Origin of the sequence: Streptomyces sp. NPDC005863 (assembly GCF_042871345.1) — a bacterium.
Lineage (GTDB): Bacteria > Actinomycetota > Actinomycetes > Streptomycetales > Streptomycetaceae > Streptomyces.
This window is the reverse complement of sequence record NZ_JBIAII010000002.1, coordinates 1,223,535-1,245,223: the sequence shown is the minus strand read 5'-3', so window position 1 is coordinate 1,245,223 and position 21,689 is coordinate 1,223,535. Positions and strand designations below refer to the sequence as shown.

The 21,689-nt window shown below is 68.4% G+C and carries 17 protein-coding genes; 6 read left to right on the top strand and 11 right to left on the bottom strand.

Annotated features, from left to right (window positions below):
* Positions 1-84: 84 nt before the first annotated feature.
* Positions 85-2,838: an aldehyde dehydrogenase family protein gene (locus ACFYO9_RS11575; protein WP_358773570.1), complete on the bottom strand. Its 2,754-nt coding sequence runs from the start codon at positions 2,836-2,838 to the stop codon at positions 85-87.
* A gap of 1,400 nt (positions 2,839-4,238) precedes the next feature.
* Here ACFYO9_RS11575 and ACFYO9_RS11570 point away from each other — a divergent pair.
* A complete protein-coding gene (locus ACFYO9_RS11570; protein ID WP_358773572.1) occupies positions 4,239-4,409 on the top strand; it encodes a hypothetical protein in 171 nt (56 codons plus the stop codon).
* A 587-nt stretch (positions 4,410-4,996) separates the two neighbouring features.
* Here ACFYO9_RS11570 and ACFYO9_RS11565 read toward each other — a convergent pair.
* The 7 genes from ACFYO9_RS11565 to ACFYO9_RS11535 all read right to left on the bottom strand — a co-directional run bounded on the left by ACFYO9_RS11565 (position 4,997) and on the right by ACFYO9_RS11535 (position 12,160).
* The gene (locus ACFYO9_RS11565; protein WP_358773824.1) at positions 4,997-5,671 is read right to left on the bottom strand and encodes a helix-turn-helix domain-containing protein; all 675 of its coding nucleotides are present in this window, start codon (positions 5,669-5,671) and stop codon (positions 4,997-4,999) included.
* Positions 5,672-5,924: 253 nt separating this feature from the next.
* Complete coding sequence (locus tag ACFYO9_RS11560; protein ID WP_358773574.1) at positions 5,925-7,148, bottom strand: beta-ketoacyl-[acyl-carrier-protein] synthase family protein; 1,224 nt, start codon at positions 7,146-7,148, stop codon at positions 5,925-5,927.
* Positions 7,145-7,447 carry an acyl carrier protein gene (locus ACFYO9_RS11555; RefSeq protein WP_358773576.1) on the bottom strand — a complete coding sequence of 101 codons (303 nt, stop codon included), beginning with the start codon at positions 7,445-7,447 and terminating at the stop codon, positions 7,145-7,147. Before ACFYO9_RS11555 ends, ACFYO9_RS11560 begins: the two co-directional genes overlap by 4 nt.
* A 48-nt stretch (positions 7,448-7,495) precedes the next feature.
* Complete coding sequence (locus ACFYO9_RS11550; protein ID WP_358773578.1) at positions 7,496-8,491, bottom strand: NAD-dependent epimerase/dehydratase family protein; 996 nt, start codon at positions 8,489-8,491, stop codon at positions 7,496-7,498.
* Positions 8,492-8,493: 2 nt separating this feature from the next.
* A complete protein-coding gene (locus ACFYO9_RS11545) occupies positions 8,494-10,161 on the bottom strand; it encodes an AMP-binding protein (protein WP_358773579.1) in 1,668 nt (555 codons plus the stop codon).
* A complete protein-coding gene (locus tag ACFYO9_RS11540) occupies positions 10,158-11,138 on the bottom strand; it encodes an alpha/beta fold hydrolase (RefSeq protein ID WP_358773580.1) in 981 nt (326 codons plus the stop codon). The genes ACFYO9_RS11545 and ACFYO9_RS11540 overlap by 4 nt, the downstream gene beginning before the upstream one ends.
* Positions 11,135-12,160 (bottom strand): 3-oxoacyl-[acyl-carrier-protein] synthase III C-terminal domain-containing protein, encoded by a 1,026-nt coding sequence (locus ACFYO9_RS11535; protein ID WP_358773582.1) that lies wholly within the window; start codon positions 12,158-12,160, stop codon positions 11,135-11,137. The genes ACFYO9_RS11540 and ACFYO9_RS11535 overlap by 4 nt, the downstream gene beginning before the upstream one ends.
* 923 nt (positions 12,161-13,083) lie before the next feature.
* On the opposite strand from ACFYO9_RS11535, the gene ACFYO9_RS11530 reads away from it, so the two are divergent.
* From ACFYO9_RS11530 to ACFYO9_RS11515, 4 genes are all read left to right on the top strand, one after another.
* Entirely contained in the window at positions 13,084-14,586 is a 1,503-nt protein-coding gene (locus ACFYO9_RS11530; RefSeq protein WP_358773583.1) for an AarF/UbiB family protein, read from the top strand.
* Between the two features lie 42 nt (positions 14,587-14,628).
* Positions 14,629-15,063: a hypothetical protein gene (locus tag ACFYO9_RS11525; protein WP_358773585.1), complete on the top strand. Its 435-nt coding sequence runs from the start codon at positions 14,629-14,631 to the stop codon at positions 15,061-15,063.
* Between the two features lie 246 nt (positions 15,064-15,309).
* Complete coding sequence (locus tag ACFYO9_RS11520) at positions 15,310-15,558, top strand: hypothetical protein (RefSeq protein WP_358773587.1); 249 nt, start codon at positions 15,310-15,312, stop codon at positions 15,556-15,558.
* Between the two features lie 325 nt (positions 15,559-15,883).
* Positions 15,884-16,789 carry a HipA family kinase gene (locus tag ACFYO9_RS11515; RefSeq protein ID WP_358773589.1) on the top strand — a complete coding sequence of 302 codons (906 nt, stop codon included), beginning with the start codon at positions 15,884-15,886 and terminating at the stop codon, positions 16,787-16,789.
* A 108-nt stretch (positions 16,790-16,897) separates the two neighbouring features.
* Here ACFYO9_RS11515 and aceB read toward each other — a convergent pair whose 3' ends face one another.
* Complete coding sequence (aceB, locus tag ACFYO9_RS11510) at positions 16,898-18,517, bottom strand: malate synthase A (RefSeq protein WP_355805766.1); 1,620 nt, start codon at positions 18,515-18,517, stop codon at positions 16,898-16,900.
* A gap of 226 nt (positions 18,518-18,743) precedes the next feature.
* On the bottom strand, positions 18,744-19,514 hold the full coding sequence (locus ACFYO9_RS11505) for a nucleotidyltransferase family protein (RefSeq protein ID WP_358773591.1): 771 nt from the start codon (positions 19,512-19,514) through the stop codon (positions 18,744-18,746).
* Between the two features lie 220 nt (positions 19,515-19,734).
* Between ACFYO9_RS11505 and ACFYO9_RS11500 the strand changes: the two genes are divergently transcribed.
* On the top strand, positions 19,735-20,046 hold the full coding sequence (locus ACFYO9_RS11500; protein WP_358773593.1) for a DUF5955 family protein: 312 nt from the start codon (positions 19,735-19,737) through the stop codon (positions 20,044-20,046).
* 138 nt (positions 20,047-20,184) lie between these two features.
* On the opposite strand, the gene ACFYO9_RS11495 is transcribed toward ACFYO9_RS11500, so the two are convergent.
* Positions 20,185-21,663, bottom strand: coding sequence for a PLP-dependent aminotransferase family protein (locus ACFYO9_RS11495; RefSeq protein WP_358773594.1), 1,479 nt, complete (start codon positions 21,661-21,663; stop codon positions 20,185-20,187).
* Positions 21,664-21,689 lie beyond the last annotated feature (26 nt).

Below are 21,689 nucleotides of genomic sequence, written 5' to 3'. Positions count from 1 at the left end.
GTCGCTTCCCTTCTCCGCTCTGCCGCCGAGCACGTGCTCCCACGGGCCTCTCTGGACCCGTGGCAGCACATGTGGGGATGGGAGTCAGTTCGGGCGGACGGCGTTGGGACTCCAGGCGACCGGCAAGGCTTCCAGGCCGCGTTCGAACTGGCCGGGCCTCCAATGGACGGCGCCGGTCAGGTGCAGGTCGGGCAGTCGCCGCAGCAGCGTGCTGATGGCGGTCTCGGCGGTCAGCCTGCCGATCTGTGCGCCCAGGCAGTAGTGCACTCCGTGGCCGTACGCCAGGTGGTGGTTGGGGCTGCGGCGGAAGTCCAGGTCATCGGGGTCGGCGAACTGAGCCTCGTCGCGGTTGGCCGAACCCAGGGATACGATCAGTGACTCGTTGGCCGGCACGGTCACCCCGCTGAAGTCGACCGGCTCCAGAGTGCCGCGCCAACTGGTGAAGGTGAGCGGGCTGTTGTAGCGCAGCAGCTCATCGGTCGCACTGGAGATCAGTTCGGGCTCGGCGCGCAACTGCTCCATGTGCTCGGGGTGGGTGAGCAGTGTGTGCATGCTGTTTCCGATGCTGTTGATGCTGGGGTCCTGCCCGGCCACCAGCATGAGCAGGAACATGCCCTGGAGTTCGTCCTCGGTGACGAGGTGCTCCGTATCACAGGCCTGCACCAGCAGGGACAGCAGGTCCTCGCCGGGATGGCGCCGCTTCTCCGCCAGGATGTCGCCCATCATGGCGTCGGCCTGATAGGCCAGCGCCCGGAAGTAGGGCACGGAAGTGTTCCAGTCCACCAGCCGCCATGTCAGGGCGCGAAGCAGCGGCAGGTCGGGCGCGGGGGCGCCGAGAACGGAGAACAGGACGTGTGCGCCCAGCGGGTAGGCGACCTCGGCCATCAGATCGCCGTGTCCGCGCGCCGCCATCCTGTCGATGCGTTCGTCGGCGATCTCACTGATCCGCGTGTGCCAGCCCTTCTGGCGTTGCGGCGTGAACAGCGGGGCCATCAGCCGCCGCAGCTCGCCGTGGCGCGGGTCGTCGGTGTCCAGGAGGTGGGTGAACAGGCGCTCGCGCAACTCCCTGGGCCACTCACCGCCCCACAGGATGCCGGCGGGGGTACGTTTGCTGTCGCAGCTGACGCGCTTGTCCCGGTGGGCCTTGCGTACGTCGTCGTACCGGGTCAGCAGCCATCCGACACCGTCTGGAGTGACGATCTGACTCACCGGGCGGTTCTTTCGCAGCCACTTGAGTGTGGGGTGCGGGTCCTGCTGAAAGCGCGGGGTGAAGGGCGCCGGCAGACCACCGGGCAGATCCTCCGGCGGCCATCCGAGGGGATGGGCCTCCCTGGCTCGTACCTCGGGCCGAGGTGGAAGCGTGAGATGTACATCGATGCCCGCCCTGTCGCCCGTCTCGGTGAGTGCCCGGCGCGGCGAGATGCCCTGGGCGACCGACACCGTCTGCAGATGACTGGTGCGCAGCATCGGGTAGTTCGCCTCGCCGAACGCGCCGCCGCTCAGTCCGGTACCGCCGTGATTGGAGAGGTAGGGGCCCGACGTGAGATGCGAGTCGTTCACCCGCAACTGGCCATACGTGGTCGTCCTGTTGAGGAACTCGGTGACGACACCGTCCTCGTGTGTCCACAACGAGCAGCGCAGCCCGTATGCGTTGGCCCTGACGTAGTCCAGGACGCTGTCCAGCAGCTGTCCTTCGTCCTCGGCGGCGGGCACCACCACGGTCAGCAACGGGAAGAACGTCTCCTCACAGGCCGCGCGCAGACGGCGCGCCCGCGCCAGACCGTCCACCCGCACCACGGCCGGCTCGAGGAAGATGCCCGTGTCCCGCTCCTGGCCGTGCACGTCCAGGTGCCTGCCTCCGGTGAGGACCAGGGCGCCGTGCGCGCGGGCATCGGCCAGGGCGGCGTCGTAGCCGGCCGCGCTGGGAGTGGGGACGAGAATGACATCGGGATCGTCGGGGTAGCCCGGTCGCACTGTCCGGGCGGCTTTGAGCAGCCGCTCCAGGAGCTCGTCGGCGATCGAGGGATGCGCGAGCACGACGTTGGGGCCGCAGCAGATCTGCCCGGCAGCGTAGAACGACTCGGTGAGTGCCTCGGTCGCGAACTCCAGGTCGGCGTCGTCCCAGACCACGACGATGTCATTGCCGGCCAGCTCGAGCACCGGCTTCTTGCCCCGCGCCAGACAGTCACGTTGAAGGCGCAGGCCGCGGGTGCTGTCACCGAAGTAGAAGATGTCGTCGACCAGCGGGCTCGACAGCCACGACGTCAGCGTCGCACCGGGATCCGCGCACAAGGCCGAGAGGACCCCGGGTGGTGCGCCGAGTTCCTCCAGGGCTGGCGCCGCCACGCGCTGCACGAGATACATCGCGGCCAACGGTGCCTGCCGTGAGAGCCGGACGACCACGCTGTTGCCTGCGATCAGAGCCTGCAGCGCAGCGCCCACGCTGATCACCGGGGTATTCTGCGGCGGTTGGACGCACACCACCCCGTCGGGGCGGCGGTGCAGCGTGAGCCGTCGCCCGTCCGACTCCACCTCGGTGAGCATCTGTCCGGCACACCACCGGGTGGTCTCGGGCCCGAAGAACGCCAGCAAATTGGAGAGCTCCGAGACGGCCAGCCGTCGCGGATGACCTTCGCCTACCAACAGCTCGATCAGCTGCGGCGCGTGTTCCTCGACGCCGCGTCGGAACAACTCGGCGAACCGCACGCGCTGATCGAAGGGCATCGCGCCCCATATTGGGGCGGCCTCCGACGCGGCCAACAACGCCGCCTCCATCAACTCGGCGCGCGCCACAGCGCACCGGCCTAGAACGATCTCCGGATACTCGTGGACGGTCATCTTGCCCTGGTCGAGGGACCTCTTGTACGCGGTGGCTCCCAACGGGTCATCGATCAACGCCGTGGCACGGACCGAGTATGTCCAGTCGGTCTCGTCCGCCACCTCCCGTCCTGCGACGTAGGAACCGAAGCCGCGCGCACTGCCCGCCGTCGGTTCGCCAGGCGAGAAGGTCATCGCTGTGCGTTCTTCCGAGATGGTCATGTACTACCGCCTTCAGTTCGACCATGGCCCGCTCCGTCACGGGAGCCTGCGGAGGGGTGGAGAAGAAACGACCGTGAGAGGTCGGGGGCGGCTACGGGAGAGCAACGCCACAGCCACAATCTAGGTAGGGAAAATGGAGAGCGGAAGGCAGACATCCGCCATTGCGACAACAAAACGGAACGGCGGACAAGAATTCGGGCGACCTGTGCAGGTCCAGGCTGCAAGAGCGATGTGGGTCCAGCAGGTAGTCGGCTCAATTCGAGCGGCGCACGAGGCAACAGGACATCAATGTGATGTCTAGAAAGCAGGTACCGATGTCCGAATGCGTCATCAACTGCGTTCCGAAAGCAGGGGGAGGGGGCCGGGAATCCAGGCACAGGTCGCGCCGTTTGGATGGTCGGGGCAGTGCCCATGGCTCGGCTCTCTTCCTTCGATGGCAGTCAGGGAAGCTGCCGCAACACCGTTGAACAGAAGGCAAGTCGAGGGCACTCCTTGCGAGACCTGGGGCACGCCAGCGCACTCTCCCGCAAAGGGCAGCGCCCGGCGCAATTACGCGCCGTCAATTCTGCCTCTGGTGGACTTGCACTCCCGCAGTGCGCTGATTTCCACCACCGCGTACGCCAATGCGACCTTGCGGAACTACCGAAGGCGGGGAAGTGGCAGGAAATTAGCGCACCAAAACCGAGGGGGCGTTCATGCAGTCAGGCAACACAAGCGGAAGCCCAGGGGAAAGGCGCCTATAGCGCCGGCCGGACGGATGGAGGGTGACGTCCAGCCGAGGGGAGGCCTCGCTTGACGCGGTGGGTATTCGCTGCCTGGGCTGCCCTGAAGTGTCACCGCCACGGGCACCCGAGTGGGGGCGTATGCGGGCGCGGACATGGAGGGCCGAGCGCCGGTGGTCAGACGTCGCGCACGCCGTGCGGGCCCGGCCCGGTGGACCTACCGTGCGCCGCGGCCGAAGGGTTGTCCCCTCCGGCCGGGGGTGGTGCGCTCTAGGGGGCGGCGGCCGCCAAACCCGGTGAGGGGAGTGGGGCGGCCTCGACCGGAGTGTGATGCGTCGCACGGGCGGCCTGTGCGCAACGGGCTGCAGTGCGCCAGGCCCCCTGACAGCCCTCCACCCTCAGAGACGCGCCCTTGGCCGGCCGGGAGCCTGGCCCAGTGAGCGAGATGCTGCAGCAACCGAATCGCAGGAGCCCACTGTGCTGAGCGCCCCCCGCGGAATCCTGTTCTGGCTCCTCCTCGTCGTCGTGCTCTTCCTCATCACCACCGCCCCCGTCCAGAGCGCCCATGTCCTGGCCGACGTCGTGCACGCCATCGGTCAATTCTTCACCGGGCTGAAGACGTTCGTCGAGACCCTTCGTTCCGCCTGACCACCACCGAATGCGTGATCGTTGGAGGCGACAACCATGCGAAGCCTGCTGCTCTTGCTCGTCGTCTGCTGCACCGGTCTGGCTGCCGCAAGCTGCACCGGTGCGCCCCTGCTGAGACCTCCGCCGGAGCCACCCTCCGTCACTGCCCCGCCCTTCGAGGTACCCACCACGACCGCTCGCACCCGGGTCTACGTGTTACAGCCGCCCCCTTCCACCGTCACTGCGACCGCACCCGTGCCCACTCTCTCCGCTGCCCCCGGCCGAGCGAATGAGCGACCCCCCACCACCCCGCCCGCGTCCGACAAGCCTTCCGGCGACGCAGCCACCCCCGCACCCGCATCCCCCTCCACCTCGTGCAGCGCCTCGCCTACTGTCGCGCCTTCCGCCACGCACACCGGAAGTGCGGCCCCACCGGCTGCAACCCCCCGCGGCCCCACGCCTCACGCCGAACCGTCACGCCCGGCCTGCTCGCCCGTGCCGCCACAGGACAGCCCGCCCGCCCCCACCCCGCCACAGTCGAAAGCCCCCTGAACGTGCCCACGTCCATAGGTGTCCCTCCTCCTACGACCTCGAAACTGGCACCGTGGTCAACCACTCGACTTCCGCGCTCGGACGGCGTGGTCCGGCGAGTGGTACCGGGGCATGGGCAAGCGGTCCGACAACTCCCGTACCGCCTGGGCGGTCTGCGCATCGAGAGCTGCTGTGGCCATGAGCATGACCATGAACTGTTCCGTCAGTGTGGCCTTCAGTTCCGCCAGGGGCGGCTGTTTGTGCTCGGCGAGCCAGAGAGTGGAAGCAGTTTCCACCGCAGCGATCCACATGCGAACGGTCATCCGCAGGCGGAGTCCCGGTTCGGTGATCTCAAGAAGACCATGGATGTGCCTTGCGGCCGCCATCCGTACCACGTCCACCGTCCTGCCTCCCCGTGACAGTGCGCGAAAGCTGGTGTCGTGAGCGTCGACGAAGGCCAGGTACCCGCCGACGGCTTCGGCCAGCATATGGGGAAGCGGCCCTTCGACGCGGTGGGCGAAGCAGCCCCTGAGGTCCTCGGCCGCGGACCGTAGAGCAGATTCGTAGAGCTGCGCCTTGCCGCCGGGAAAGTAGTGGTAGACGAGGGGGCGCGAGACGCCGGCGGTTCTCGCGATGTCGTCGATGCCGACCTCTTCCGGCGCTCGGTCCGCGAAGAGGGTGAGGGCGGTCCGCACAAGCTGCGCTCGCCGCTCCTCGATGCTGAGCCGGCGACGCGTGGGGGGATTCGCCATCGTCGGTCCGGCAAGCTCCTCGGTCAACGCGTGTTTCCCATGAGCACGTGTTCCTTTCCAGGGTGCGACGCGTGGATGTCCGACCCCGTCGCCAAGCTGTCTCGGGCCCACCGTGCTTGGCGTGGTCCGCGTCCGTGTGCGAGACCACGTGGCGACGGCCTCATGAGCGGGCGTGCCGGTATCACCCACGGGCAGACGCGGTTGACCCAGGAGGGCGTACATGCGACAAGCGATGAACCAACGCCATTGGGTGCTAGGCGTGTTGGAAGATCAGGACGCTGTTGTGACCGCCGAAACCGAAGGAGTTGCTGGCGACGGCCCGCAAGGTCTGCCGACGGGAGGACCCCGACGCGACGTCGAGGGCGATGCCGGCATCCGGAACACCGAAGTTGGCTGTCGGAGGGATGAGTTGGTCGCGCAGAGCGAGGAGGGAGAAGGCTGCTTCGATGGCGCCGGCTGCGCCGAGGGTGTGGCCTGTGACGCCTTTGGTCGAGGTGACCGGGGGAGGATCGTTCGCAAAGAGCCGGTCCAGAGCCTGCGCCTCGATGCGGTCGTTCATGGGCGTTGACGTGCCGTGGGCGTTGACGTGGTCGATGTCGGCCGGTTCCATGCCGGCATCGGCGAGAGCCGCGTGAAAGGCCCGGCTGATTCCCTCGCCTTGAGGGTGGGAGGCCGCGTAGTGGTAGGCGTCGGTGGCGGATCCATAGCCCTGGAAGTAGCCACGGACCGCTGCCCCCCGCGCATGCGCGTCCGCTCCCCGTTCAAGGACAAGGATGCCGGCGCCTTCACCGAGGACGAATCCGTCACGGTCTCTGTCGAAGGGCCGGCTGGCGTGCGCGGGGTCGTGCACGCGCCGGGAGAGCGCCTGCATCTGGGAGAAGCACAGTGCGGTGAGAGGGTGGCAGGAGGCTTCCGAACCGCCGGCCAGCACGATGTCGCACCGCTCCGCGAGCAGGAGGTCGCGCGCCACCCCCAGGGCGGTGGCGCCGGAGGCGCATGCGGTGCTCACGGCCAGGCTGGGACCCATGATCCCGAGGTCGATGGCGACCTCGCCCGCGGCCATGTTCGTGGTCGAACGCGGGACGGTGAGCGGGGAGACCGTCAGGGGTTTTCCGTCGTACATACGCCGCGTGGCGTCGGTCATGGCGTACTTGCTTTCGGTGCCCACACCGATGACGACGCCGACGCGTGCCCCGTCCCAGGTCCGAGGGTGAAGACCGGCATCGGAGACGGCTTCGCGGGCGGCCGCCATGGCGAGTTGCACGAAGCGGTCCATGCGCCACACCTGGGGTCCCAGTGTCGCCGCGGCGTCGAAGCCGGGTACCCGGCACGAGAAGTCCACCGGGCCGGAAGCGAGTTCGGGGTCCGTGGCGGCGGCGGAGACGCCGGCGCAGACGCTTCGCCAAGAGGCAGCCGCTCCCACCCCGCCAGGGGTGAGCAGGCCCAGGCCGGTCACGGCGATGTCGGTGCGGCTCATGAGGGAGCCTGTGTGGCGGAACGTGACGGCTGCCCTTGCGACATTGTGCCCGGGGGTTGCATGCCTTCGAGCGCGGTGACGAACTGGGAGAGGGTCATGGCCTGAGGTTCCGTGCCGGTCTCGGTCTCCGTGAGCGGCGTCAGGCCGAGCTCGTCCTGCAGTACGCAGGAGAGCTCCACCAGAGCCAGAGAGTCCAGTCCAAGGTCCTCCAGCGTGCTGCCCGGGTGGATTTCTCCGGACGCGAGGTTGAAGTGACGGGTGAGACAGCCCTTGACCGCTTCGTACAGCGAGGACGTCATGCAGGCCTCCAGGTGGAGATGGGGCGGGCGATTCGGTGTCAGGCAGGGTCAGCTGTGGTTGCGCGGCGCGAAGGACTCGGCCAACTCCGGCAACCGGGAGTCCCAGCGTGGGTGGGGGGCGTACGCGAGGTCGCGCCGGGCGGCGGAGATGTCGAACCAGTGGGAGGTGACGAGTTCCGCGGCGACGAAGCGGGTCAGCGGGGGCTCGCTCCTGGTGCGCAGGAGCCGGTAGAGGAACTCCGTGCCCGCGCCCAGCGGTTCTGCCCAGCGCCGCGGCAGGTGGCGGATGCGGGCAGGGCGCCCCAGAACAGCCGTCAGGAGGGCGGTCAGGGTTTCGTTGAGGGTGTGGGGTGACCCTTGGGTGATGAAGTAGGGCCTGCCTGCCAAAGGGCTGGTCGGCGTCAGCTGTTGCAGGGCCAGCCGGTGGGCGACGGCGGCGTCGGTGACGTGCACCGTGTCGATCCGATTCTCCCCGTTTCCCGGGATGGTGATGGTCGAGCCGTGCACGTGCCTGCGCAGCGCCGGGATCAGGTGTGGGTCGCCCGGTCCCCAGACCAGGTGGGGTCGCAGGACTGTGGTGGCGAGGTCGGAGCTGTTGGCCGCGAGGACGATCTGCTCCGCGAGTTGTTTGGACTGCGAGTACGAGCCGAGATGACCACGGGCGTAGGGCAACGATTCGTCGCCGCCTGTGATGTCGCTCCCGTCGAAGACAACGCTCGGGGACGAGGTGTGGACCAGGCGGGAGATGGAGTGGGCGCGGCAGGCGTCGATGACGTGGCGAGTGCCGCACACATTGATGTCCCAGAACTCCCGCGCCGTACCCCAGGTTCCCACCTTGGCGGCACAGTGCACCACGGCATCACAGTGCCGGGCTGCCGCGTGGACCTTCCCGGCGTCGCGCAGGTCGACGGTACGCTGCTCGACTCCGAGACCGACCAGGCTCCGTACGGTGCTCCGGCTGAGGGAACGGACCTCGTGGCCGGCGTGGAGCAGCTGATGGCAGATGGCCCGGCCGAGGAATCCGGTGCCCCCAGTGACCAGCACTTTCACCTCTCCGTATCCCTTCTCTCATGAGCCGAGGGCTTCGTATGGCGTCGTAGACGCCCGGACCGGCGACGAGACAGCAGAGCGCGGGCGGCCCAGCGAGACAGCGAGGCTCGATCGATCTTTGAGTTGTGCCGGACGTCGACGGGCAGTCTCCTGCGGAAGAGGACCAGTGCGATGGACGCGCCGTGCGGCAGTGGTGCCGCGGCCGCCAGGACACGCACCATGAGTTCGTGCCGCCGACCGTACCCATGAGACGCGTCCGGCTGGACGCACAGCACGGGCACCTGACAACCCGCCGGACCGATGCCCACCAGCGCACAGCGTCTGACGCCGGGCACGGCGTCGAGCGCCGCTTCGATGGGTTCCGCCGCGAAGTGGCCCATGGCGGCGTGGATTTGGTGGTCGATGCGCCCGCAGAACCAGAGGCGGCCGTCGTCGTCGATCCATCCCAGGTCGCCGGTGCGGTGCACCACCCTGGCCCCGTCGTGGACCTTGGTGCGTTCGGTGGCGCGTCGATTGCCGGCGTACCGGGTGCTCACGTTCGGGCCGGCCACGGTGATCTCCCCGATCTGCCCCGGTGGGACCAGCCGACTGTCGGCCCAGTGAGCCACGGGTCCGGGCCGTACCTCGGCGACCCGGACCGTCAAGGAGGAGACGGGACGGCCCAGGCACACACCTTGGCCACGCAGAACTTGGGGGCGTCGGCTGAGCAGTTCACGACTCTCGACCGAGCTGACCGGAAGGCACTCGGTGGCCCCATAGATGCTGTGCAACCGTGCCGCGGGCGGCAGAGCCCGTCGCAGCCGGGTCAGAACGGGCAAGGGGAGCGAGGCGCCGAAGGAGTACACGTCGGCCAGGCTGCCAAGGTGTGCACCGCGCTTGGCGCAGTGGGCGCTCAGCGCGGTCAGGACCACGGGGGAGGCCAGCAGCGCGGCGGCGGTGCTGCTGGTGAGGGCGGCCGTCAGCTTTCGGGGGTCCACGCGGCGGGGGCGGGAGAAGTCCATGTCGGGCAGCACACTGGTCACACCCAGGAGCGGCCCGAACAGAACGAAGGGCAAAAAGGCGGATACCAGGACACGCCCCGGCGCCATCCCCAACTCCTCGCGTAGAAGCTGTAGCTGGGCGCTCAGATGACTGTGGGTGTATACCGCGCCCTTGGGCGTGCCCGTCGAGCCGGAGGTGAACGCGATCAAGGCGGTGTCATCTGCGGCCGGACGAAAGGTCACCGGCTTCGGCTCGTGGTGACGGCGACGCCTGGCGTCGGGCGGCAACAGGAAGACGGAGGCCCTCGAGCGTGCCCAGCCGTTGGCCAGTCGTGCAAGGTGCGCGAGCGGGTCACCCAGGAACACCGTGGGCTGCGCGTCGGCCAGACAACGCCGGACGGCTCGGGGCGGCAGATGAGGATCGACCAGGACCGGAACGGCTCCCACGGCGAAAGCGGCGTAGACACTGATCAGGAAATCGACGGGAGACCTGACGAGGATGACGGTGCGAGCCCCCGCGGTGACGCCGGAGCCGGCCATCCAGTCAGCAGCCCGCAGGCACTCCTGGTGAAACGCCTCGAACGTCCAGGTGACGGGGCGGGTGGCCGCATGGTCGACAAGAACCGCCGAGCCGGCCCGCTCAGCCTTACGCCGAGCGAAGATGTCCAGCACGTTCTCCGTCACTGGGGAGCTCCTTCCTCGCGCGCCATGTCCGCATCGGGCGGGTGGAGAGGTGGAACGTCGGATGTGGCCAGGAAGGCGCGGAGGTCTCGTACGACTTGATCGGCTGCATCCTCCATGACGTAGTGCCCGGCGTATGGGTAGAGATGGAGCGCTGCACGCGGCAACCGGCGCGTCCACTCCGCGAGCGTCACCCCGTCGAATACGGGGTCCTGCATGCCCCAGCCGATGAACACCGGCAGATCGACGAAGCCGTCCAGTTCCTCGCCCAGCTGCCGGGCCTGGGGCCAACCGATGTCCCAGGGGGACAACGGGATGTCCCGCACGAAGCGCAGCACCGCGCCACGGTCCTGCGCACGCCGGTAGGGGGCCAGGTACGCGGCACGAACTGCCTGAGGCATGGGGCGGCACACGCCTTGGCGGACGGCGGCGTGCGCGAACGCGTTGGTGTGGTGGATCAGCGCACCCAGCGGCCCTCGCCTGACGACGCGCAGCCGCCACGGGAGTCGGTAACCAGGAGGCCAGGGAAACCCGATGGTGTTGAGGAGAACAAGCCTGCCTACCGTGCCCGGGCGCAGGTGCGCCAGCCGCAGACCGATGGGACCGCCCCAGTCGTGCGTCACCAGCGTCCATCCGCGCGCGGGGGCACCGTGCTGCGCGGTGAGGTGGTCCAGGAGGCGGACCAGCTCCGTCGCACGGTACTCGGCGATCGGCGTCCCCTTCAGGTCACGGGGACGGTCCGAAAGCCCCATGCCCATGAGATCCGGCGCGACACATCGGTATGAGCCGCGCAGCCCCAGGATCACGTGACGCCACATGTAGCTCCACGAGGGGTTCCCGTGCAGCATCAGCAGCGGTTGACCGGCGCCCTCGTCCAGGTAGTGCTGGTGAGCTCCTCCTTGATCGAACCAGCGCCCCTGGAAGGGGTAGTCGGGATACCGGCGCGCCTGCTCGGCCGAGAGCCTACGAGTGCCGGTCACAGCCGGACCACGCCGAGCCCGGCACTGGCGCCGGCGGCCAGACCGATCAACGCCACCAGGTCTCCTGCCTTGATCCGGCCGCTGCTACTGGCCTTGGCGAGTTGCAGGAGAAGGGAGGCGGAGGCCACGTTTCCGTGGTCGGCGACCGTGACGAGGACTTGCTCGCGCGCAAGTCCCAGGCGTTCACAGACCTCCTCCACGTCCGCCACGGCCACCTGATGCAACGCTACGAAATCGAAGTCGGCCCAGGTGAGCCCGAGGGCTTCCAGGGCCTTCCAGCGATGGGAGCCGAGACCGCGGAAGGCTTCGCGCATGGCAGTACCGTTCATGGAGAAGTAGGCATGTTCGTCCGCGCCGCGGGGGTGAACCGTCCCGCCGGTGGGGATGGTCGCGCACTCCCACACATCCGATCGCGCCGCGAACTCCGTTGCCAGTACCCCGCGTTGTCCTACCGAGGATGTCGCGGCGGATGTCCACAGGACGGCACCCCCGGCATCGGAGAAGCCGTAGGACGCGAATGACCGGGCGAAGGAGGCGGCGTCCGGAACCGACCAGCGCACCGAGCGCGAGGGTGCCTCCCCGGTCACCACCAGCACCCTGCTGTACTGGCTTGAGGTGATGAGCGCCTGAGTGACTTCGATGGCGTTGAGGATGCTGTTGCAGGCGTTCTTGAGGTCGAAGACGGGGCACCGCAGACCCAGCTTGGCCGAGACGATGTGCCCTGTCGCAGGTTCGATCATGTCCTGACTTGACGAAGCGAAGATCAACAAGTCGATGTCTTCCGGCCCGGTACCGGTCTCGTCCAGCACCTGAGAGGCCGCGGCGGCCGCGAGGTCCGACGCCTGCTGGTCGGCATCCAGGACATGTACGCCCTTCACCCCGGTCAATTGCGAGATCAGGCCGGGCGGGGGGCGGAAGCCGGGGCTGGATCGATTGACCAGGCCTTCGATCTCCACTGCCGGCACGTACCGGTCCGGGAGATGGACGGCGATCCCTTCCAGCAGTGCCCTTGTCTCCGGCACGGAGCAGCACCTCCACATATTGGTCCTGGACATCTTTCAGTCGCAGATTTCGCGCCAGGAGTTCCTCGAGCAGCCGACGGAAATCCCTGTGATGTGGCCGCGTTGCGCTGTTACCGACGTGCAAACCCGAAGGGCGCGCCTTTTGGATTCAGCAGACGGAACCGGTGGCTGAGCTCGCCTGCCTTCCCCAAAGAGAGGAGGGGGATTGTTCGAACAAGGAAGACGCAGCGCGAGTGGTCGGGAACCCGAGCGAAAAGCGCTATCCGCAGGTGTCTCTGTTGCAGACTGCATGAGCCGGTAGGGCGCCGTCCATCCCTGTACAGGGGGCGCGCGGTAGCGAAGTCCTCATTACCTTCCTGCCCCATGCGGGCTGTAGACGTTCCCTTCGCGCCCCCTTGCCGCATTGGGATACCTCAGTGTCACTCACTGGCCAAGGCGTGACGCATTGGAAGAGGCTCAGTCGCTGTGGCGTGCCGGGCGGCACAACTACTAGCGGCGAGATTGATTAGTGAAATAATATGAAGAGGCCGGAAGGTGCCCCCCTTGTGCCACGTGGACATGAGTCCTATCCTCCGAAGCGGACCTGTCCGCATAGGGCGACCCCAGCCCGCGACGAAGCAGGTCCTTGAGTGAACTCCGCGACGAGAAACGTGAGTCGGTCGACGCGAACGGTCGCACCGAGCGAGACCGGGGCAATAATAGGCGACTGGGCTGTGTGTCGATAAGGAAGGCAAGCCGGCGTCGACATGACCGACAAGGGCTTGCACGCTCAGGTTCGCCCGAAGGCCATCGAAGTCGAAGACCCGGCCTTGCAATGGTCATCCCTCCCACCGCATACGCGTATCGGGCATCAACGTAAAGCTTGTGGCTACGAGACATGACCAGCAACAGGAGGGCAACGTTTGTACGCGCGAAGCAAGCAAGTGGCATCCGCTGTCGTCGGCCTTGCCGCACACGAAGCGCGCGAGGCTCTCACCCGGGTGTACCGAGGCACTTCATCCACCGCGGTCGGCCCGGCATCGGCATGCTCCGTGCGCCGAGCGCTGGAGAACCTGGGACCCCTGTACATCAAACTCGGCCAACTCATGTCGACCCGGCCCGACCTGATACCCGACGCATTGGTGAGGGAGCTGGCAAGCCTGCATGATCGGGTCCATGTTCTGCCCTTCGCGGCGATGGAACCGATCTTGCGCGACAGTCTCGGCCCCGCCTGGAGAACCAAATTCGAGATGTTCGACGAGCACTACCCTCTTGGTTCCGCCTCCATCGCCCAAGTCTACGCGGCGCGTTTACGCGGCGGTGCCCAGGTCGTCGTGAAAGTACAACGCCCAGGTGTGGCCGATACAGCTCGGGATGACATGCGGATCCTCCGGGTCCTGACCCGTCTCTTTGCCCGCCGAGCACGAGAGTTGAATGAGCGGCTGGGGTTGGAGAACCTGTTGGAGGCGTTCTTTCAACCGATGGCTGCGGAGTTCGACTTCACCGCGGAGGCTCGAAACATGGAGGAGGCGCAGAAAGTCGCCGCGAAATTCCAGCGCATCTGCGTTCCGCAGGTCATCGAGGTCACGCCTCACGTGCTGATCCAAAGTCGTGCCGATGGCACAAGTGTCGAGGAGGCCCAGCCGGCCGACTTCGAACCGGAAGTTCGATGTGCCATCGGCCGTGAGTTGATGGGTTTCATGTGTGAAGGCTACTTCCTTAACCGCTTCTTTCACGCCGACCCACACCCCGGCAACGTCTTCGTCGATCCAGGAGGGTGTGTCACGCTCCTGGACTGGGGGATGGTCGGCCGGGTCGACCGTCGGTTGAGCCTGTCCCTGCTGAGCGCCCTGGTCGGCTTGGCGCAGAACGACGCACATGCCGTCTCGAGAAGCTGGGCGGCCTTGAGCCATCGCACTCGAAGTGCAGATCTGTCGGCCTTCCGTCAGGACCTGTCGCTCCTGGTGCCGCAGATTCATTTCGCTTCGCTGGGCGAACTCGACTTCGGTGCCAAACTCACCCAACTCCTCATGCTCTCCACGCGTCGTGGCATCCAAACGCACCCCATGATCGCTCTCTTGGGCCGGTCGTTCGCCAATCTGGAGGGCTCGGTCCGACGCCTGGCCCCTGAGCTCTCCTTGGTCAATACCTTCACCGCCTTGATGCCTCATCTGGTCGAAGGCTTTGTTAAAGAAGCGATTTCACCCGCACAACGGGCTCACTCCACCCTGGAGTTGGTCGCAGCCCACGACAAGCTCCTCGGAAACTTCGACTCGTTCGCCGATGATCTCGCCGCCGGCACACTGGCCTTCCGTGCCGATGCAGGGAAAGACGCTCATACGCAGCCCGCTCACCGCATAGGCGCCTGCCTAGGCTCGACGTTGCGAACTCTCGTGTGCGCGTTCGCCTTGTACGAATGGCGGCGCAGGAACCGGGACGCGCCGTAGTGGTCTACGCCTCATACGGTTGCGCCGGTATGCAGGGTCGAGGTGGGCCTTGTCAAGTCCACAAGTAGCCGAGGGGAAGCGCCCAGCTCCGCCGTCCTCTTGGCCCTCGTCTGTCCCACGCACAGGTCGTCTCTCGCCTTATGTCGCCCTGCTGAACGCTGGACGGCATCTGCGACGGCTCCATCACACTCGCCGACTACATCGCGACGTACTGCGCCGGGCCGGGGCGGGGTCCCCAAGACCAGAGACAACCAGGAGCGAAGAGCGCGCCCTCCCATCATTGCGCACCTGGGTCAACTCCCCCTGCAGGACATCACGGCGGCAGACCTGCGCACCTTCATATCCAAGCTGGAGTCGACTGTCTCCTCCACCGACCACCTGCGGGGCATCCTGTCCGAGCTCTCCTCCCTTCTGGCGGCGGCCGTCGAGGACAAGCGGCTCGCGAGCAACCCGATGCACGCGAAGTCCGTGCGGTGACCAAGGCTGCTAAGGAGCGCCGTGAGGCTCGGCCGCTGGGGACAGCTCTGCGAGTCCGTGACGTCATCAACCCGCGCAATCGGATAGCCGTCGTCCATGGTCTGGTGTGCGGACTCCGCCAGGGCGAGGTATTCGGTTTGAGCCCGGAGGACATCGATTATACGAAAGGTCTCCTCCATGTCCGACGCCAAGTCCAGGCGATCAGGGGGCGGTTGCCCTTCGCCTTGCCGAAGGGCAAGAGGACTCGTGTCGTCGATACCCCCCTCGGTGGCCGATGAACTCAAGCGCCGTGTCGAAGCGTTTCCTCCGGTGGAGGTGGAGCTCCCGTGGGGGAAGCCGAAGGGGCAGCCAAGGAAGGTCTCCCTGTTGCTGACCACTCGGTTCGGCAACCCCATCGCGGTGAACATGTCGAACACCTACAGCGGGAAGGCTGCGTTGGCCAAGGCCGGGATCATCCCGCCGCGCACTGTGGAGGCGAAGAAGTGGCAGTGGTAGGCGGCGCCGAAGGACGGCTTCCATGTGCTGCGGCACACCTGCGCCTCCATCATGCTGGAGGCGGGGGAGTCTGTCGTGACCGTGGCTCGGTGGCTCGGGCACTCCTCACCCGGCGATCACCCTCGGTTACTATGCTCACCTCGTGCCGGAGGCCGGAAGCAAGGCCGGACGGCCATCGTCGGTTTGCTGGCTAGGCAGGGAGATCCGCATGCCATTCGAAACTCCCCAGATTCTCCCCAGGGCTGATGGCCGACCTTTCTTGCTTCGTAACGCCCCCTGGGGTGGGTTTGGATCGTAAGGTTCAAGGGAATGGTGGCCTAGGAAAATGCTGAGAGATGTCACTGCAACCCGCTATATCGAACCCCTGAGGTCCGGTGGCTCCGTGCCCGGAGTCGTCGAGGCCGACGATCTCGGTACGTACGTCGTGAAGTTCACCGGCTCCGCCCAGGGCCGCAAGGCGCTCGTCGCCGAGATCATCGTCGGCGAGCTGGCGCGCCGCCTCGGGCTGCGCTTTCCCGAGCTGGTCCTCGTCGACTTCGACCCCGCGGTCGCCGCCGACGAACCGCACCAGGAGGTCCAGGACCTGCTGCGGGCGAGCGCCGGGGTCAACCTCGGCATGGACCTGCTGCCGGGCGCCGCGGACTTCACCCCCGAGGCGCTGGACGTGGACCCGCTGGAGGCGGGCAAGGTGGTGTGGCTCGACGCCCTCACCGCGAACGTCGACCGCACGGTGCACAGCTCGAACCTGATGATCTGGCCCACGTTCGGCGTCCACGCACCACGCCTGTGGCTGATCGACCACGGCGCGGCCCTGCTCTTCCACCACCGCTGGGGGGCGACCGCCCCGGACAAGGCGTACGACTTCCGCCACCACGCCCTCGGCGGGTACGCCCCCGACACGGCCGCCGCTGACGCCGAACTGGCGCCCCTGGTCACGGAGTCGGCGCTGCGCGAGATCGTCGCCCTCGTGCCGGACGCGTGGCTCGCGGACGAGCCGGGGTTCTCGTCGCCCGCCGGGGTGCGCACGGCGTACGTGGAGTTCCTGCTGGCCCGCGCCCGCGCCTCGGCGGCCTGGCTGCCCACCGACTTCCCCAGCAGGGGAGAGCTCGCCGCCGCCGACGCGCGGCGCGCCGCCGCCACCGAGAAGGGCCGCCCCGCCTGGCTGAAGCGCGTCCCCGACCTGCACGGGAAGCCTTCGGCGGAGCAGGACTGGTCCTCACATCTCGGTTAGCCGGAAGACGGTGGCCGGTGGCCGGGCTCCTGGCGCGCGGGCACGCCAAAGCCCCCGGCGCTGTGCGGTGCCGGGGGCCTTGTCACAGGTGTGACGTACGGACGGACGTCAGCGCAGCTGCTCGTACGCCGGGAGGGTCAGGAAGTCCGCGTAGTCCGCGTCCAGGGAGACCTGGAGGAGGAGGTCGTGGGCCTGCTGCCACTTGCCGGCCGCGAAGGCCTCGTCGCCGATCTCGGCGCGGATGGCGTCCAGTTCCTGCGCCGCCACCTTGCGGGCGAGCTCCGCGGTCGCCGACTCGCCGCTCTCGAAGACGACGCCGGCGTTGATCCACTGCCAGATCTGCGAGCGCGAGATCTCGGCGGTGGCCGCGTCCTCCATGAGGTTGAAGATGGCGACGGCGCCGAGGCCGCGCAGCCACGCCTCGATGTAACGGATGCCGACCTGGACGGCGTTGACCAGACCGTCGTACGTGGGCTTCGCGTCGAGGGAGTCGATGGCGATCAGGTCGCCCGGCGCGACGTGCACGTCCTCGCGCAGGCGCTCCTTCTGGTTGGGCTTGTCGCCCAGGACCGCGTCGAAGGACTTCATGGCGATCGGGACCAGGTCCGGGTGCGCCACCCACGAGCCGTCGAAGCCGTCGCCGGCCTCGCGGTCCTTGTCGTTCTTGACCTTCTCGAACGCGACCTTGTTGACCTCCGCGTCCTTGCGGGACGGGATGAACGCGGCCATGCCGCCGATCGCGTGCGCGCCGCGCTTGTGGCAGGTGCGGACGAGGAGTTCGGTGTACGCGCGCATGAACGGCGCGGTCATCGTCACCAGGTTGCGGTCCGGCAGGACGAACTTCGAGCCGCCGTCACGGAAGTTCTTGACGATGGAGAAGAGGTAGTCCCAGCGGCCGGCGTTGAGGCCGGAGGCGTGGTCGCGCAGCTCGTAGAGGATCTCCTCCATCTGGTACGCGGCGGTGATCGTCTCGATCAGGACGGTCGCGCGGACCGTGCCCTGCGGGATCCCGACGTAGTCCTGCGCGAAGACGAAGATGTCGTTCCAGAGGCGCGCCTCCAGGTACGACTCCGTCTTCGGCAGGTAGAAGAACGGGCCCTTGCCGAGCTCGATGAGGCGCTTGGCGTTGTGGAAGAAGTACAGCCCGAAGTCGACGAGCGCGCCGGGCACCGGCTTGCCGTCGACCTGGAGGTGGCGCTCGTCCAGGTGCCAGCCGCGCGGCCGCATGACGACCGTGGCGAGCTCGCCGGCGTCCTTCAGGGCGTACGACTTGCCGGTGCGCTCGTCCGTGAAGTCGATGCGGCGCTCGTAGGCGTCGGTGAGGTTGAGCTGACCGAGGACCACGTTCTCCCAGGTGGGCGCGGAGGCGTCCTCGAAGTCGGCGAGCCAGACCTTGGCGCCCGAGTTCAGGGCGTTGATGGTCATCTTGCGGTCGGTCGGGCCGGTGATCTCCACACGGCGGTCGTTCAGCGCGGCCGGGGCCGGGGCGACCTTCCAGGAGTCGTCCTCGCGGATCGCGGCGGTCTCCGGGAGGAAGTCCAGGGTGGAGGTGCGGGCGATCTCGGCACGGCGCTCGGCACGCCGGGCGAGGAGCTCGTCACGCCGGGGCGTGAACAGCCGGTGCAGCTCGGCCACAAAGGCGAGGGCCGCGTCGGTGAGCACCTCTTCCTGCCGGGGCAGGGGCTCTGCGTCGACGATGGCCAGCGGCGACGGCGCTAGTGCGGACATGTCCTGTCACTTCCTTCAGAGAGCTGCACGGACGGGTGCCGGGCCAGCCGCCGGGCAGACACGGTGGCACTGGGTGCCACGGGAGCCGAGGTACGGCTGCGGGCCCCGTCCGAGGTAACGGGCCTTCTGGTCAGTGGATACTAGTTTCCTCATAGTGGAAGTTCAATGGTTTGTTGATGTCGAGATTCTCTTCGTCGACAGAACGTGTCGCTGAGTGCCATGCCGGTCACTCCACGTGGGCCGGGGCATCCGGCGTGTCGGAGGGCGAGATTCCGGGGGCCGGTTCCAGGCGTACGAGGTCCTCCGCCGTGTCGATGTCGTACTCCTCGGCGATGTCCCCACACGGGACGAGGACGATCTCCGCGGCGTGCTCGCGCAGATAGTCGCGTGCCCCGCGGTCACCGACCGCGCGCGCCGCGATCCCGGCCCAGTGCCCGGAGCCGAAGAGCACCGGATGACCCCGCCGCCCCTCGTACGAGGCGGCCGCGAGCGTCATGGGGGAGCGGTACGCGGCGCGCACGCGCGCGATGGCCGCGGGGCCGATGCCCGGCTGGTCGACGAGGGAGACGAGGGCGGCGCCCGCGGTTGCGGCTGTGGCTGTGCCGGTGGCCGCGTCTGTGACCGTGCCTGTGTCCGTGGCCGTGCCCGCTTCCGTCTCTCGGAGTGAGTCGAGCCCGGCCCGCAGTGAGGACCCCATGCCCTGCTCCCAGTCCGGGTTGTCGACCAGGACGCAGCCCGTGAGCGAGGCGCGGGCGCGGACGATGTCGGCGGAGGCGCCGAGCACGACGTGGATCCGCTCACACCCGGCCTCGCGCAGCACCCGTACCGCGTGCTCCACGAGCGGCCGCCCCCGGTGCTCCAGCAGGGCCTTCGGCCGCCCCCCGAGACGCCGCCCGCCACCCGCGGCGAGCAGCAGCCCCACGACTTCGCCCGCTGCTCCCGCCTTTTCCGCCGCTCCCGCACCGTCGGCCCGCGCGTCCGTCGCTTCAGTCGTCATGCCTCCTGGATACACCCAACGGACACGTCGCGTTCGAGACGGAGATCACGCCACTCACCGACGCCACAAAAGTCACAGCGCTCACAGCATTCGCAAAGTGGCGCATCGCTATCGGGAACGGTTTACTGACCCGCGGTCCTCAGGTGCCCGACCAGCATCGGACGGACCGGTGAAGAGATGCATGAGAACGGCCGCACGGAGACGTGCGAGGGGGAGAACCGTGTTGCGGAGTGTGGAGCAGAGGCGAGTGAACGGCGAGGACGAGGACCCGAGGGTGGCGGAGCTGCGCTCCGCCGTGTCCCGCCTGCGCCGTGAACTGGCCGCGCACCCGGCGGAGTTCACGGACCGCGGCATAGCCGAGGACGAGTTGGCCGCGCTCGCCGCGATGGCCCGCGACGGCGCCCCCGAGGTCCCCCGGATGCGCAGGTCCCTGCTCCTGGTGGCCGGTGCGATCGGCTCTGTCAGCGCGCTGGCCGCGGGGCTCGCGGGGGTGCGGGGCGCGGTGGAGATGTTCGGGGAGACGGCCAGGTAGCAGCGCCGTCGTTGCTGTTGCGCGACGACCGACCCCGGAGTCTTCTGCGCGGAGGCGGGGGGCCGGAACGCCCTGCGGGGGCGGGGCGGGGGCGGAGGTGGCGAGCGGGGCGGCCGCCGCCGGGGTCTTCCGTTCGGGTCAGGCCACCCAGTGGCGGGGGCCGGTGCCGGTGGTGGGGTCGCCGGTGCTCCGCAGGTCTCCGGCCAGCGCGGTCGCCAGACGCCGTACCGCCTCCTCCAGACGTTCCGGCGGCAGTACGTACGGAACGCGGAGCCGGTGCTCGTGCGTACCCGGGTCCGCGCCGAAGCGTGCGCCGCCCTCGATCCGTACGCCCTGCGCCGGCGCCGCCCGCGCCAGGGACGACGCGATCGGGCGGCCCAGGTCCACCCAGAGCGAGAGCCCGCCCGGCGGCAACTGCCAGCGCCACTCCGGCACATGGCGGGCCAGCGACGCGGCGAGCGCCTCCCGCTGTACCCGCAACCGCTCCAGCCGCTCGCGCAGCACGCCGTCCATGTCGCGCAGCAGATGGAGCGCGATCAACTGCTCGATGACGGGCGTCGCCATGTCGCTCGGCACGCGCTTCGTCGCGAGTTCGGTGATGACCCCCGACCCCGCTCGCACCCAGCCGATGCGCAGCCCGCCCCAGTGTGTCTTGCTCAACGAGCCGACGGTCACGACCTGTTCACCCGTTCCGTGCGGCGCGAGCGACGCGAACGGAGGCGGCGGCGGGACGTCGAGCGCGATGTCCGCGATGGTCTCGTCGATCAGCAGCCACGTGCCCGTCGCGCGCGCCGTCTCCAGGATGCGGACGCGTTGCTCGCGCGGCATCAGACTGCCCGTCGGATTCTGGAAGTCCGGTACCAGGTACGCGATACGGGGCGCCGCCTGCCGCAACGACGACTCGACGAGCCCGCTGTCCCAGCCGTCCTCCGTGACCGGCACGGGGACCGCCCGCAACTGCGCGTCGCGGATCGCGTCGACGGCGTTCGGGTACGACGGGTTCTCGACCAGCACCCGGTCGCCCTGCCCGCCGAGCAGGGACAGCGTCAGGGACAGGGCGTGCTGCGCGCCGGTGGTGATCAGGATCTGGTCGGGGAGGGTCGGCAGCCCGCGCCGCGTGAAACGGTCGGCGACGGCGGCCCGCAACTCCGGTATCCCGTACGGGTGGTAGCCCGGCGTCGGCGCGTGCCGGGCCAGCATCGCGCCGGCCGCGGCGAGCGCCTGTGAGAGTTCCGCCTCGGGGGCGCCGGGCGCGGCGGACGCGAGGTCCAGCATGTCGTCGCCGGCCGGGAACGCCGCGACGTTGGAGGGCCGGCCGCCCTGCGGGAGCTCGGTCCAGGTGCCCGCGCCGCGGCGGCTGTGCGCGTAACCGCCCTCGCGCAGCACGTCGTACGCCGCCGTGACGGTGGCCCGGCTGACCGCCAGCGCCGAGGCGAGCTCGCGCTCGGCGGGCAGGCGGGTGCGGAGCGGGATGCGGCCGTCGAGCAACAGGGTGCGGACGCCCTGCGCGAGGGCGCGGTAGCCGGGGCGCTCCCCGGAGACGCCGGTCAGCAACCCGGCCAGCTGACGGATGCCGAGCCGCCTGTCCACGGTCTGGACCACACGTACCCCACCCATGCCAACTCCCGCCGATTGGCCCTGCT